The sequence below is a fragment of the Mucilaginibacter sp. UR6-1 genome, from assembly GCF_020880975.1.
In the GTDB taxonomy this organism is placed as follows: Bacteria; Bacteroidota; Bacteroidia; order Sphingobacteriales; family Sphingobacteriaceae; genus Mucilaginibacter.
The window spans coordinates 1-14,951 of record NZ_JAJIWP010000005.1; the positions used below are offsets into that span (position 1 = coordinate 1).

General features: G+C 44.6%; 11 protein-coding genes and 1 tRNA gene. 6 read left to right on the top strand and 6 right to left on the bottom strand.

Annotated features, from left to right (window positions below):
• The 3 genes from LJ707_RS16770 to LJ707_RS16780 all read left to right on the top strand — a co-directional run.
• A partial coding sequence (locus tag LJ707_RS16770; protein ID WP_228953161.1) for a glycosyl hydrolase family protein occupies window positions 1-388 on the top strand: 388 nt, incomplete at its 5' end.
• 146 nt (window positions 389-534) lie between these two features.
• Entirely contained in the window at window positions 535-1,224 is a 690-nt protein-coding gene (locus LJ707_RS16775; protein ID WP_228953163.1) for a hypothetical protein, read from the top strand.
• Window positions 1,225-1,564: 340 nt separating this feature from the next.
• Complete coding sequence (locus tag LJ707_RS16780; RefSeq protein WP_228953165.1) at window positions 1,565-2,233, top strand: hypothetical protein; 669 nt, start codon at window positions 1,565-1,567, stop codon at window positions 2,231-2,233.
• 110 nt (window positions 2,234-2,343) lie between these two features.
• Here LJ707_RS16780 and LJ707_RS16785 read toward each other — a convergent pair whose 3' ends face one another.
• Both LJ707_RS16785 and LJ707_RS16790 read right to left on the bottom strand, forming a co-directional pair.
• Window positions 2,344-4,203, bottom strand: coding sequence for an alkaline phosphatase (locus tag LJ707_RS16785; protein WP_228953167.1), 1,860 nt, complete (start codon window positions 4,201-4,203; stop codon window positions 2,344-2,346).
• Window positions 4,204-4,279: 76 nt separating this feature from the next.
• Window positions 4,280-5,656, bottom strand: coding sequence for a DUF1080 domain-containing protein (locus LJ707_RS16790; RefSeq protein ID WP_228953169.1), 1,377 nt, complete (start codon window positions 5,654-5,656; stop codon window positions 4,280-4,282).
• Window positions 5,657-5,874: 218 nt separating this feature from the next.
• Between LJ707_RS16790 and LJ707_RS16795 the strand changes: the two genes are divergently transcribed.
• Window positions 5,875-8,355: a M1 family metallopeptidase gene (locus LJ707_RS16795; protein ID WP_228953171.1), complete on the top strand. Its 2,481-nt coding sequence runs from the start codon at window positions 5,875-5,877 to the stop codon at window positions 8,353-8,355.
• Window positions 8,356-8,442: 87 nt separating this feature from the next.
• Window positions 8,443-8,802 (top strand): hypothetical protein, encoded by a 360-nt coding sequence (locus LJ707_RS16800; protein ID WP_228953173.1) that lies wholly within the window; start codon window positions 8,443-8,445, stop codon window positions 8,800-8,802.
• 5 nt (window positions 8,803-8,807) lie between these two features.
• Here the strand turns inward: LJ707_RS16800 and cdaA are convergent, their stop codons facing one another.
• The 4 genes from cdaA to LJ707_RS16820 all read right to left on the bottom strand — a co-directional run bounded on the left by cdaA (window position 8,808) and on the right by LJ707_RS16820 (window position 11,591).
• A complete protein-coding gene (gene cdaA / locus LJ707_RS16805; RefSeq protein ID WP_228953175.1) occupies window positions 8,808-9,599 on the bottom strand; it encodes a diadenylate cyclase CdaA in 792 nt (263 codons plus the stop codon).
• Between the two features lie 152 nt (window positions 9,600-9,751).
• Window positions 9,752-10,333 carry a 50S ribosomal protein L25/general stress protein Ctc gene (locus tag LJ707_RS16810; RefSeq protein ID WP_228953178.1) on the bottom strand — a complete coding sequence of 194 codons (582 nt, stop codon included), beginning with the start codon at window positions 10,331-10,333 and terminating at the stop codon, window positions 9,752-9,754.
• 101 nt (window positions 10,334-10,434) lie between these two features.
• A complete protein-coding gene (locus LJ707_RS16815; protein WP_228953181.1) occupies window positions 10,435-11,379 on the bottom strand; it encodes a ribose-phosphate pyrophosphokinase in 945 nt (314 codons plus the stop codon).
• A gap of 141 nt (window positions 11,380-11,520) precedes the next feature.
• Window positions 11,521-11,591: transfer RNA gene (locus LJ707_RS16820), tRNA-Gln, on the bottom strand.
• A 215-nt stretch (window positions 11,592-11,806) separates the two neighbouring features.
• On the opposite strand from LJ707_RS16820, the gene LJ707_RS16825 reads away from it, so the two are divergent.
• Window positions 11,807-14,941: a DUF2723 domain-containing protein gene (locus LJ707_RS16825; RefSeq protein ID WP_228953182.1), complete on the top strand. Its 3,135-nt coding sequence runs from the start codon at window positions 11,807-11,809 to the stop codon at window positions 14,939-14,941.
• Window positions 14,942-14,951 lie beyond the last annotated feature (10 nt).

A 14,951-nucleotide genomic window follows, 5' to 3' on the forward strand; every position in this document is an offset into this window, starting at 1 on the left:
CAGCGCAAGGCCGGTATACTATGGCATGCTGGCCTTTAAATACGGTGCTGTGGGTGGCCGTGTGGTGCCGGTTAAAACTGCCGCTACTACGGTTAACCAGGCCGCGCATGCTGCCGTAAAGAACGGTGTTACCTCTCTTACCCTGATCAACAAGGATGATAAAGACATCCTGTACACCGTGAAGCTGACCGGGAATGCTTCAAAGGTTACCGTGGCCAGGCTGATCGCCGCCTCTGTTACCGCTACCGATAACATCGCCTTCGGTGGGGCAAGCGTGGACGCTAAAGGCAACTTCAGCATCACCGGTACCGAAACCTTCAGCGTTAACCAAAAGTCTTTCACCATTCAGGTACCTGCTTACAGCGCTGCTGTTGTTACCATCAACTAAAATATATAATACCCTTATTAACTTTTGATCCCTGCGCCACGGGCCGCTCTTCCCTAAGAGCGGCCCGGAGCGCTTTACAGGGGGGCGAAGAGAAACATATAAATTAGCCCGGTTTTTTGTATGTTAGCGCTAACTTTAACACATACATGAAACAAGCTTACCTGCTCCTTATCGCATTCACTTTAATATTCACAGCCTGTAAAAAAGGGGTAGATGATTTCCCGAATACGCCAAACACTGGCGAAATACCGGGTACAACTACCAATGCAACCTATCAGCCATTTGGCGCAGGCGCTAAATGGGTATACCATGGCCAGAGCGGTATCGGGGATTTTGTGATTGAAGACACCCGTACTACTATATTAAACGGCAAATCAAAAAAAATAGATGGACAGGTTTTTTACGAGGGTATAACCACCAGTTCCGCCGGAACTATTAGCGGATACATAGGCTATAATAATGGTATTTACGCTCAACAAGCTGAGGCTGCTGCATTAGGTTTAAACGCCATTATGCCTATTTATAATGATCGTAAAAACATTGGTGAAACATATCAGCAATTATTTAACTATGTAAGCGAGGGGCAGGCCGTTAATGCCCGCTTTAGCGTTGAATTACTTGAAAAAGGCATCAGTAAAACCGTGCGCGGCGTAACTTACAACGATGTGGTGCACACCCGGATAAAAACTGATGTTAAACTTGGCGATGAATGGATATCATACACTGGCAATGAAATTTACCTTGCCAAAGGCGTAGGAATTATTTACGCGACAGCCTTTGCATTTGATATGGAGATTGACAAAATGGAGCTGGTAAGTTATACCCCTGGTAAATAAATCAAAAACCATTTATTATAAAAACGCGGAACGAAACCTACATCGTTCCGCGTTTTTTTTGACTTTTTTACAGATCGAAGCCAATACACTAAGCCAACTTATTTATTACTTAAAATAAGCAATACTTATATTAAACCATACGCGTAATACGCAACGCAGCAACATTTTACACTAAGCAAAATATTGTATAATTTTTTTGTTACACATCTGTAACGTTCAGAAATAAATACCCGTCATGGTTTTCAAATCGCCATTAAAGCAGCAGCGGTACCCTGCAGCTTTCGGCAAAACCAAACATTTATCAATACAAAAGCCCGAGGGCAATTTAAATTCAATCACAATGAAAAAAATAATTTATACACTGTTAGCAGCAAGCGCTTTATTTTTAGGTTCGTGCAAAAAAGATAATGACAACAATCCTGATAACGGCAATGGCAAAGATACTTACCAGCCATTCACCGCCGGATCAGAGTGGAAATACCGTACCGAAGTTGACCTGGGCGAAGGCGGCCTTATAGCTGATACTTCAGTTAGCACCATGACCGCGCAAACCAAAACCATTAACAATAAAAAATTCTACGTTACAAAAACGGTTGATAACGAGGGTACCGAAGAAACATACCTGGGCTTGAACAATAGCGTTTACAGCACCATTATACATGACGAGGTTACCGGCATGGACCTTGAATTTGCATACCTGAATGAAACAAAAGCGGTTAACGAAAGCTGGGAAACCCTTTTTACTATTGAAGACCCGGACGGCGATATACAGGCACGCCTGAAAACCACTATTAAAGAAAAAGGCACCTCAAAAACCGTTTTGGGCAAAAATTACTCAAACGTAATACATACCCGTGTTGAAACCGGCTTTAAAGTAAATAACAACTGGGTAACCATATCATACCTTGATTTTTATATAGCCAAAGGTGTAGGCATGATCGCTACTTATGGTACCGTACAGGATGAGCAGGTATCAAAAACCGAACTGATGAGCTACAATATAAAATAATTAAATATACCGAACGGGCATCTAAACGCCCTCACCCTACACTACCCAATACAGCAAAAGCTTACTATATAAAATAGTAAGCTTTTTATTGCTATGCCACGTCCCGTTATTTACCTGGAACCAAGCAACAATTTCACAACCTTGTTAAAGATCTCCGTATTTTGATAGGTGCCCATAAACTCGCCCGCGTTTGGCCCGTAAGCGAAAACCGGCACGTTGATACTGGTATGATCGTTCGTGCTGAAATTACCCAGCACACGCCCTTCGGCAGTTGATGCATCCAGCAAACTCAGGCCACCGGTTTCATGGTCGGCAGTTACAATAACCAATGTTTCGCCATCCTGGTCGGCAAACCTGAGCGCCTCGCCTATGGTGCGGTCAAAGTCGAGCATTTCAGTAACCAGGAATGGCAGATCGTTGGCATGGCCGCCATGATCAATCCGCGCGCCCTCTGCCATAATAAAAAAGCCGTTTTTGTTGGTTGATAATAAACGGATGGTTTCTTTAAGCGATTGCGCCAGCATATCACCACGACCTTGTATTACAGGCCTCGTTTCAGCATCAGCCAGCAAAACCAGTTGTTTACCTTGTTGCCTTTGTTGCAATGCGGCTAATGTGGTATCAACAGTGTACCCCCTTGCTTTCAGCCTTTGCATTAACCCTGCATCCGGATTATTGAAAAAGCTTTTTTGGTTAGAGCCTATCAATACGTCAACATTGCTCGTCAGCAGATCAGCGGCAATAGCTGTTGAATTACTGCGCTCCATATTGTGTGCATAAAAGGCTGCCGGGGTGGCATCGGTAATATCAGCACAACTTATGATGCCGCTTTTTATTTTTTTAGCGGCCAGCGTATCAGGTATGCGTGTTAAGGCCTGCCCGGCCGGGTTAATGCTAATATAACGGTTATTGGTTTTATGCCCTGTTGCCATGGCCGTTGCCCCGGCGGCGGAGTCAGTATTATCAGAATTGGCGGCGCGCGTTTGTGAGAAACCACTATAGCGGCATTGCAGCAGATTTAACTGCCCGTGGTTTGCCGTAAGCCCGGCTTGTATCTGCGCCAAGCCCATACCATCGCCAATAAGTAGTATGATGTTTTTTACCGGCTTTTTTACACCGTCTGTTTTATAGGTTGGCGTGTAAACCGGGTGGGGTTTCGGGTTGATAAACTCCAGTTTGTGGCGATTAGCCAAAAAATCATGCAGTTGCTGCGGATGATCGGTATTTATCCAATCGGCACCCAGCTTTTGTAATTGTATCCAGGTGTTGGGGCTATCCTGCGTTGCCCAAAACCGGAAAGGTTTGCCTTTGGCGTGGGCATTGTTTATTATCGTGGTTAGCTTAACGGAATCGGGCCTGGTGAGTACCCCCTTGCCGTTCCATTCGGTATAGCTGCCCAGGTCATCGCTGATCATGGCCACGCGCTTTAGCTGCGCATCGGTATAATTGATATTGGGCCTGCCATCAAAGTATATATAGGCCGGGTATTTTTCAAACTCCGCCGGGGCAGGCATATCACCGCTCAATACCACTTTTACGGTGCTTTTGTTGTTCGATTGAAAAACATCCTTAAAAGGCTCCAACTCTTTGATGAGTGCAGGAATCACATGTGCTTTATCTTCCTTAATATCAACCACCAGTTGCAGGTGCAAACTTGAATCGGCATACGAGCGACCGCCATTTTTGCGAAATAATGCCGCAAGGGGTTTCAGGTAAAGCTCGGTAAGCGTACGGCCTTGCTCAATTTCCTTACGCTCGTGCGCTACGTATAATTTATTGTCGAGATAAAAAACGTCAGCCTCTATAGATCCGGCCTGTGCGTAGTATGCCTGCAAAAAGGGGATGTTCTGCTTATAATCATTGTGGCTGTGGGCCTTATTGATGGCACTGGTTTGCGCAAATGAGGCAGTGGCAGCGAATAACAACATGGTTATCAGGCTAACCGGACTTTTTAGGGCAGCGTATATCATATTAAGGTGCAAAGCTATACCCGGTAAGTAAACAGATCGTTAGTTTTTGATGAACTAACGATCTGTTTGGTATGTTTTACAGGTTACGTATCTTGATATTGCGGAAGCTAACGGCATTGCCATGATCCTGCAGCAGGATGTGCCCCTGCGGTGCTTCGCCAAAGTTTGGCCATACCTTATATTTACTGATGGCCACCAGATCCTTAAATTCCTTCGATCCCCGATCATATTCCAGCACCTTTACACCGTTCAGGTAATGTTCCACATGGTTATTAGGATAAACCACTACCCTGCCAATGTTCCATTTACCTATAGGGTGAATATAACGCGGTTGTTTTTTTGCGGTGATCAAATCATATAATGATCCTAATGTGCGGTTACCGTCCCTGCCCAGCTTGGCATCAGGGTGGCGCTCATCGTCCAGTACCTGGAACTCCAGCCCGATGGCCGATCCCTGCGTTTTTTCATCCAGCGTAACAAAGTATTTTACACCACTGTTGGCACCTTCGGTCAGCTTAAACTCGAAAGACAGATCGAAGGCCTTATATTGCGCATCGCTTACAATATCACCCCCGTTGGTTGATTCGGCACCGTTTGATGGCTCCACCGTAATCAGCCCGTTGCTGATGTTCCAGCCCTTGGCCGGGAAGGCCGTACCACGCGCGCTGTGCCAGCCTTTGTTGGTTTTACCATCAAACAGCAGTTGCCAGCCGTTTTGCTTTTCGGCAGCGGCCAGGGCATTCGGGGTAAGGTTAACCACATAAATATCCTTGTTAAACAGCTCGGGCTTTAAGCCTGTAGTTTTTATCTGGATGTTTTTAAACCATATTTTTTTGTCGGCTTCTTCAGGTTTGCTTACCGCGTGTACCTGCAAACCAATAAAGCCTTTGGCATCCACCGTATCAACTACGTAAGCCATCGGCACGCCGTTTATCCAGGTTTTCATCTGGTTGCCTATACATTCTATTTTGATGTGGTTATACTCGCCTGTCTTAAAAGCACCTTTGGCTTTGGCGTTCAGATCCATCGGGTATAGCCAATCGCGCCTGCCCTCATCATAAATACCACCCGCCCATGCCCTTGACGATGGATCAAACTCGCACTGCCTGCCGTAAACCTTGCCTTTACTGTTGTTTGCAGCAGCATCAAAGTGGCTGCGGGTTTGCACGCCCGAGTTGCTGATGGTGCTTTCCAGCTTGGCATCCAGCTCAAGTACAAAATCCCCGTATTCCTTTTCGGTAACTAAAAAAGTGTTACCGCTGCCGGTTACCGTTGTACCTTGTATAGCACCATCCACTACCTTATAATCGGCAGTGCCGGCAAGGCGTTTCCAACCTTTCAGGGTCTTACCGTCAAACAGGCTTACATACCCTTTTTTTATTTGTGCTGATGATGTTGAGGCCAGCATGGTACCGGCAATAATGAGTGGTAATACTTTGCGGTTTGTCTTCATATATGGTTTGATAGAAATTATTATTCAATGCAATGGGCATTGTTTATTAATTGGTTAGGTAAACTTAAAAGTAAATATAGCCAAACGAAACATTGCATTGTAACATTTTGGCTATTGGCGGCATCTTATAAGCTATAAACTGCCGCCAGTTATAAATTATTAAATGATTGCAGGGCTATATTAATATTATAAATTTGCGTTATAACAACCTCATTAACATGAAAAAAATGCTGATTGCAGAAGCTCTCCTAATGGCTGCCTGCATTGTACCGGCCGTGGCTCAGCAAAAACCGGCTGATGACCCTCAATTCAAGATCTACCGCGAAACAGTAGCTAAAATTAACGACCTGGTGCATACCAAACTCGATGTGCGGTTTGATTACAAAAAGCGTTACCTGTACGGTAAAGAGTGGATTACCCTTAAACCCCACTTTTACCCAACCGACAGCCTGCGACTGGATGCCAAGGGAATGGACATTAAAAATATTTCGGTTGTTAAAAATGGCAAGAATGTGCCGCTTAAATTTACTTATGACAGCCTGAGCCTGGCCATTAAGCTGGATAAGGTTTATCGTAATAACGAAACTTATATTGTATACCTTGACTATACTGCAAAACCTGATGAACTGAAAGCCCAGGGCAGTGCAGCCATCAGCGATGCTAAAGGTTTATACTTTATTAACCCTGACGGTACCGAGAAGGACAAGCCGACGCAGATATGGACGCAAGGCGAAACGGAATCATCATCAGCATGGTTCCCTACCATTGATAAGCCGAACCAGAAAACAACGCAGGAGATCAGCATGACGGTACCGGCCAAATACGTTACCCTTTCAAACGGCCGTTTAGCCACGCAAAAAACAAATGCCGATGGCACCCGTACCGATACCTGGAAAATGGAGTTGCCACACTCGCCATACCTGTTTATGATGGCCGTTGGAGATTTTAAGATATATAAAGATAAATGGCGTAACAAAGAGGTTAATTATTACCTGGAGCCTAAGTACGCCCCTTACGCTAAGGAGATCTTTGGTTTTACGCCGGAGGCCATGGAGTTTTACTCAAAAAAACTGGGGGTTGATTATCCGTGGAACAAATACGCGCAGATTGTTGTACGTGATTATGTGAGCGGCGCCATGGAGAACACCAGCGCTACCCTGCACGGCGAATATGTACAAGGTACCCCCCGCGAATTGATGGATGCCGGTTACGATGGTGGCCGCAGCACTATAGTACATGAGTTGTTCCACCAGTGGTTTGGCGATTATGTTACTGCCGAAAGCTGGAGTAACCTTACCGTGAACGAATCATTCGCCGATTTTAGCGAAACCATGTGGGCCGAATACAAATACGGCAAAGATGAAGGCGGCGCGCATATTTATGACGACTTGCAAAACTACCTGCGCAGCGGCGATGCTAAAACCAAAAACCTGGTACGCTTTCATTATCATGATAAAGAGGATGTTTTTGATGTGGTTACCTACCAAAAAGGCGGTACCATATTGAACTACCTGCGCAATTACTTAGGCGAGGATGCCTTTTACAAAGGCCTGGGTATTTACCTTAAAACAAATGCCTTTAAAAACGGCGAAGCACACCAACTGCGTTTAGCGCTTGAAGAAGCCAGCGGCCGCGATTTGAACTGGTTTTTTAACGAGTGGTACTTTAACGCCGGCCATCCTGTGCTTGATATTACTTACAAGTGGGATGAAGGCACAAAAACTCAAACCGTTTACGTTAACCAAACCCAAACCGGCGATGCCTTTATTTTACCTATAGCGGTTGATGTTTATGCCGGTGGTAAAAAAGAGCGCCATAAAGTATGGCTGCGCAACAAGGCCGATACCTTAACCTTTAAAGTAGCATCAAAACCTGATTTAGTGAACGTTGACGGTGACAAGGTTTTACCGGCTAAAAAGAACGATAAAAAATCGTTAGAGGAATTTGCATTCCAGTATGCTAACGCGCCTTTATACCTTGACCGCCTTGAGGCCATTGAGGCTGCCGCGCCTGTACAAGGCGATAAAAACGCGCAGAAGATCATCATCGCCGCATTGAAAGATAAATATTATGGCCTGCGTATTAAAGCCATTAACGCTGCCAACATGTCTAACGATGAGGTGCGCAATGCAGCCCAGCCCATACTGATGGATATTGCCCGTAACGATCAAAATAACAACGTTAAGGCTGCTGCCATTACCGTATTGGGTAAACTTAAAGCATCAGGCATGATCAAGATCTTCCGCGATGGCATTCAAAGCCAATCATACGCGGTACAAGGCGCATCATTAAACGCCCTGGCACAACTTGAACCGGCCGAGGCTTTGAAAAATGCCAAAGCTTTAGAGAAAGATAGCAAAGGTGCATTAACTTCAGCCATTATCACCGCCTACTCAACCGCCGGCAGCGATGCGGAGTGGCCTTATGTGTACGAGAAGTTTAAAGAATCGGGCCCGCAGGCGCAATTTAATTCAGCGCAAAAATTTGCTGATCTGGCTGGTCGTGTTAAAAACCCGGCTTATGCACAGCAAGGTATCGAGGTGTTGAAGGATCTGGGTGTGAAGTATAAAAAATATGGCATAGCCCCTTTTGTAATTACTACCATCACCGGTATCAAAACAAAACGTACCGAATTAAAGGATGACGCATCAGTAAAAGCCGCTGATGAAGCTCTTAAAGAAATAAATGATGCAAAGTAATTAAACTTTTTTTGCAACAATAGGTCTAAAGGGTTGTCTGTTAACTACAGGCAACCCTTTTTTATTCAAAAAACCCAACTTATTATCATGAAAAAACTTGCTTTTATCGCGCTGTTCTCCGCCGCTTTTGGTTATGCGCAAGCGCAGCAACCAGCCGTAATCATGCCCCAGTCAAATGCCTGGAATAGTGTGAGTAAAAGTTATATTTTTCCAACTGATAGCAGTAAAGTAAAATCAAACCCAAGTGAAATTGTAGCTGTTCAAAGTGCGCCAATCAACAATGATATTATAGTATACAGCCGTATGCCGGTATCAAAAATACAGGGCTACAGCAGCAAAATGCCGGTACAAGGCAAAGGCAATAAAATTACAGGTTATAACATGCCCATAAAAAGGGTACAAATTATTAACCCGGATACGGTGGGGAGAGTGAAGGTTAATCCTTAAAACGTTTAAAAATCCTTATTCAGCAATTTTTCCAATTCAGCAAAGCTGATATTCATTTTTACACGGCCTTGCTTGGCATATGATATTTCGCCCGTTTCTTCGGATACAATGATGGCCGTAGCTTCGTTAGCTTCGGTTACGCCGATACCTGCGCGGTGGCGCAAACCGAATTGCGCGGGCAAATCACTCTTTTCGGTTAACGGCAATATACAACTGGCAGATTTTATTTTGTTCTCTGATATGATCACCGCCCCATCATGCAGCGGACTATATTTTTGAAATATGCTTTCCAGCAAACGTTTTGATATACGTGCATCCATCATTTCACAACTGTTCTGGTAAAACTGTTCATCATATATCTTCACGATCACGATCAGCGCGCCCGTGCGCGATTGCTTCATGCTTTTGCAGGCATCAATAATGGGCTTAATGCGTATATAGTTATTTTTTTCGACCGTGTTCTTCCCAAAAAAGTATTGCCACCATGCCCGGTTTCGCTGCAGCGAGGCATTTTTTCCTACCAGTAACAGAAAGCGCCGTATCTCCTGCTGAAACACCACCACTACGGCAATGATGCCCACATTCATGAAGTTGCCTAAAATACCCGTTAGCAGTTGCATGTTAAGCGCGCGTACTACAAAATACAGGGCACAAACCAACGCTAAACCAATAAATATATTGGCAGCAATGGTACCGCGTATCAGGTTATATAGTTGGTATATAATAAAGGCCACGAGCAACACGTCCAGCACATCGAACACCGTAACCTTTACAAAGCTGAAATCAAATGAGTGCATATATACTAAGGTAGTGGAAATATTATGATTACAAATATGACAGGTTTTATGTTGAAGTTAAGTAATTAAAATAAATACAGGCAAAATCCTTAAACGCAAAAAAAGGGAGCATTAAATAATGCCCCCTTTTCCAATAATATCTTAATTAAAGATTATTTACCTTTTGCAGCTTCCTGCTCAGCCTGACGTAATGCACGTGAGGTAGTTACTGATACGATGGTATCTTCCTGAGCATTGGTGATAGTAAGGTTGTCCAGTTTAATATCGCGTACACGTACTGATTTACCTACTTCAAGCTCCTCGATGCTAACTTCGATGTTATCAAGGTGATCTTTAGGTAAGCCTTTAATACGCAGTTTACGTAATTTTTGAACCAGTTTACCACCCACTTTAACACCCGGAGAAGTACCGGTTAATTTTACAGGGATTTCGATAGCAATTGGTTTGTTCTCGTCAAGCTGTAAAAAGTCAACGTGTAAAAGTTGTTCAGTTAACGGGTGAAACTGAATGTCTTTAATAATAGCCTGAGCTTTTTGGCCGGCAATGTCAAGATCGATGAAGTGAACAACCGGCGTGTAAACAACGGCTTTCAAATCAGCTGCGGATACTGCGAAGTGAGTTTGAGTTTCACCTCCGTACAGAACTGCAGGCACCAGACTTTGGTAGCGCAGCTCTTTAGCATCTCTTTTCCCTACGTTCTCTCTCAGAGAACCGCTAATAGCAAATGATTTCATTTTTTGTATTTATTTATTTGTTTATTCCGTGGCGCTTGCCGCCACAAGTTCTTTATTAATTCATGCTGACCGGCATAAGCCATCAACCATGAAGTATTTTTTTAATCTACTTTAAAAAGCTGGCTTATTGAGCCATGCTCGTTTACGTTTGTTATCGCCTTGGCAAAAAGCTCAGCGGTTGATAGCACCCTGATCTTGTCGCTTTGGTATTTCAGCGGTATGGTATCAGTTACTATCAGCTCAGTTAAAGCCGATTTTTCAACCGTTTCGTAAGCCTTGCCTGATAATACCGGGTGTGTACATACCGCTCTTACGCTGCGTGCGCCACGCTCCATGATCAGGCCTGCCGCTTTTGACAGGGTGCCGGCCGTATCGCAAATATCGTCTATCAGTACAATGTCCTGGTCAACCACATCACCTATCACCGTCATTGATTCAATCTCGTTGGCGCGTTTACGGCGTTTATCGCATATTACCACCTCGGCGTTAAAAAACTTTGCAAAGGTACGTGCACGGTACGAGCCGCCCATATCCGGCGATGCAATGGTAAGGTTGGTAAGACCAAGGCTTTTTATGTATGGCACAAATATTACCGAGGCATCAAGGTGATCAACCGGGATGTCAAAAAAGCCCTGTATCTGCGCGGCGTGCAAATCCATGGTCATGATGCGGTTAATACCTGCGGCTACCAGTAAGTTGGCAACAAGCTTGGCACCTATGGCTACACGCGGCTTATCCTTACGATCCTGACGGGCTAAACCAAAGTACGGTATAACAGCCGTTACATAATGTGCCGAAGCGCGGCGGGCCGCGTCTATCAGCATCAGCAGTTCCATCAAATTATCAGTAGGCTGATGGGTTGATTGTATCAAAAACACATCGCAACCACGTACCGACTCATTGAAGTGAGGCTGAAACTCACCATCGCTAAAACGTGAAAGAACTACCTCGCCAAGTTCACGGCCGTAGCTTGCCGAAATTTCGGTAGCCAACCCTTTTGAACCTGAACCTGAGAATAATTTAACAGGATTAAACTGTAACGGCATTTTATTTGGATTTCAAACTGATGGCTGCCGTTGTTTAAGGGCAACTTTTGCTTGTATAAAACCTTAAAAACACAATTCGGATTTCAAATTCTCTATCGGTTTACCCGAAACTGAAAATTCAAAATCCGAATCTTTTTGTTGTTGCCCGACCTGGATTCGAACCAAGACAAACGGTACCAAAAACCGTCGTACTACCATTATACTATCAGGCAATCTCCGTTAGATAATTGCTTTTCTGAACGGAATGCAAATGTAAGACGTTTTTTGAAATGGTAAAAATTTTTTTGAAAAAAATTATCAGCGCCATTTATCACCATGCCCCTGCCGAGTTAAAATATGTTAACTGCTAAGTTTTTAATAGTAACATTAAGGATAGTTTGTTATTTTCGGCAGCTTATATAGCTGTACGTATTTATATCATTTAACGATGAATTACAACAAGATAAACAATCTTTTTGGCTGGCTTGCCTTTTTGATAGCCACTGTTACCTATGTTTTAACCCTCGAACCATCAACCAGTTTTTGGGATTGCGGCGAATTTATTGCCTGTATATACCGGCTGCAGGTGGCCCACCAGCCCGGCGCGCCGCTGTTTACCATGATAGGCAAAGTATTCTCGCTCCTCTCCATGGGCGATAATACCAGGGTAGCCTATTTTACCAACATGGCATCGGCATTATCAAGCAGCGCTACCATATTGTTCCTGTTTTGGACGATAACCGCGCTGGCCAAAAAGCTATTGGTTAAACCGGGCGTACAAATTACTACCGCAAACATCATCCTTATTATAGGCTCAGGCCTGGTAGGTTCATTGGCTTATACTTTTTCTGATACGTTTTGGTTCTCTGCTGTTGAGTCAGAGGTTTATGCCGAGTCGTCGTTATGTACAGCTATCGTATTCTGGGCCATACTTAAATGGGAAGCCCACGCCGATGAGCCTCACGCTAACCGCTGGATAGTATTTATAGCCTACATTATGGGTCTTTCTATAGGTATCCACTTGCTTAACTTACTGGTTATACCTGCCATAGCGCTGGTTGTATACTTCCGTAAGGCAAAAGTAGCTACCGCTTCGGGGGCGTTATCATGGTTTTTTGGCGGTATTGTTGCTGTTGCGTTTGTGCTGTGGGGCGTTATACAGTTCACCGTTAAGGGTGCAGCCTTTTCCGATCTGTTATTTGTAAACACCCTTGGCATGGGTTTCGGCTCGGGTGCCATTACCTTTTTTGTATTGCTGGTAGCATTGCTGGTTACGGGTATATACTATACCATTAACCCGGTTAAACCCGCTATAATAGCTGCGGCCGTATTTTTTGTACTGCTTGCAGGCATCAGCAGCGGCATAGTAGGCGCCATTGTGGCCATAGCGGTGCTGGCTTTCCTTGAGTATGTTGTTAAAATTCGTGAAAAACGTTTCGCGCTTAACAGCTTTTTGGTTTGTTTGGCCTTTATACTTTTTGGTTACAGCTCTTTTGTGATGATCGTTATCCGCGCTAAGGCGGGTACTAACCTTAATAACAGCGACCCGCAGGATGCCTTCGCGCTTAACGGCTACCTTAATCGTGATCAGTACGGCGATACGCCATTACTGTATGGCCAATTTTTTGATTCGCAGATAACCGAACAAAAGGACGGCGCGAAAATATACCGTCGTGGTAAAGAAAAATATGAGGTTGCCGGTAAAAAGATCAAGAATATATATGATCGTAACACCGTTTTCCCGCGCATGTTTAGCGATAAGCCAAGCCATGCGCAGTTTTACCGCCAGTGGACCGGGCTTGGTGCCGAGGAGCATCCTAACCTGGTTACCAACTTAAAATTCTTTATGAGTTGGCAGGTTACCCAAATGTATACTCGCTACTTTTTATGGAACTTTGTTGGCCGCACCAACGAGCAGGACGGACAGGTTGATGCCGGCGGTATTGACGGTAACTGGGTAACCGGCTACAGGGCTAATCAACCGCTGCCTTACTCTGTAACCAAAAGCAAATCATATAACCGCTTATATGCCCTGCCACTAATTATTGGTTTAATGGGCGCTGTATACCACTTTCGCCGTAACCAAAAGGATGCGGGCATTGTGGGTGTGTTGTTTTTCTTTACCGGTTTAGCTATTGTGCTTTACCTTAACCAGGACCCGCTGCAGCCACGTGAACGTGATTATGCCTACGCAGGTTCATTCTATGCCTTTGCCATATGGATAGGCCTTGGGGTGCTGTTTATTGCCGAGATGTTAAGCCGGTTGAATGCCAAAACAGCGGCCATCATATCAACAGCAGTATGTTTGTTAGCTGCACCGGCACTAATGGCCAGCCAGGAATGGGACGACCACGACCGCTCGACCAAGCTGACCCCGCATGATATGGCCTATAACTACCTGAATTCGTGCGAGCCGAATGCCATACTGTTTGTTTATGGCGATAATGATACGTACCCGCTATGGTACATTCAGGAGGTTGAAGGAGTAAGGCCTGATGTACGCATTGTTAACCTGAGCTTACTGGGCACTGACTGGTACATCCGCCAGATGAAAGGTAAGATGAATGAGTCGGCACCGCTGCCTATCAGTATGCCGAATGAGAAATTCCAGGCCGGTGTACGCGATGTGATCTATTACAGCGATGGCAACGTACCAGGATCTACCGATGTAAAGGAATTATTCGATTTTATTACCTCTGATGATCCGCGTGCCATGGCCGAACTGCAAAGCGGCGAAAAAACCAACTACCTGCCTACTAAAAACTTCAAACTTGCTGTTGATGTTAATGAGGCGGTAAAATCAGGCGCTGTACCTGCCGATAAAGCAGCACAAGCTGAAACTGCCATAGAATGGAAATACCCCGGAAATTACATCACCAAAGATAACCTTGCCCTGCTGGACATACTGGCACATAATAACTGGAAACGCCCTATCTATTTTGCCGTTACCGTGGGTAGCGAAAACATGATAGGCCTTGACCGTTACCTGTATAACGAGGGCTTTGCTTACCACCTGATGCCGTTAAAGCCTGATACCACTGTTGCCCCGCTTGAGGCTACCAATAGCCAGAAGATGTATGATAACCTGGTGAACAAGTTTAAATATGGCAACTTTAAAACTGCCAAGTATCTGGATCACGAATCATTGACGATGTTCTATCCGTTAATTTCGCGCATGTACATGAACCTGGCCGATAACATGATCAAAGAAGGCAAGAACGACCAGGTTAAAAAGCTGATTGCTAAATACGATGCCGAAATGCCGACTGATATACCGGTGCAGGAAGTTGCAGTACGTAAATATTACCTGCTGGAGAGTGCATACCGTGTTGGCGAAACCCAGATAGGCAACAAACTGGCCGGCCAGATAGACGATTACCTGGTTAATATGTTAAACTTTAAATATGCCCAGTTACAGGATGGTAATACATCTGCCGAGGACAGGGATATACAGTTCACCATGTCGCTGTTAAACGGACTGGTAGGCCTGACTAAAGATTTCCATCAAACAACTTTAAACAAAACTTATACTGACCAGCTTAAAGGCTTCAGCAATAAGTTCGGCGTACCGCAGCAGCAATAATCGCGGTACT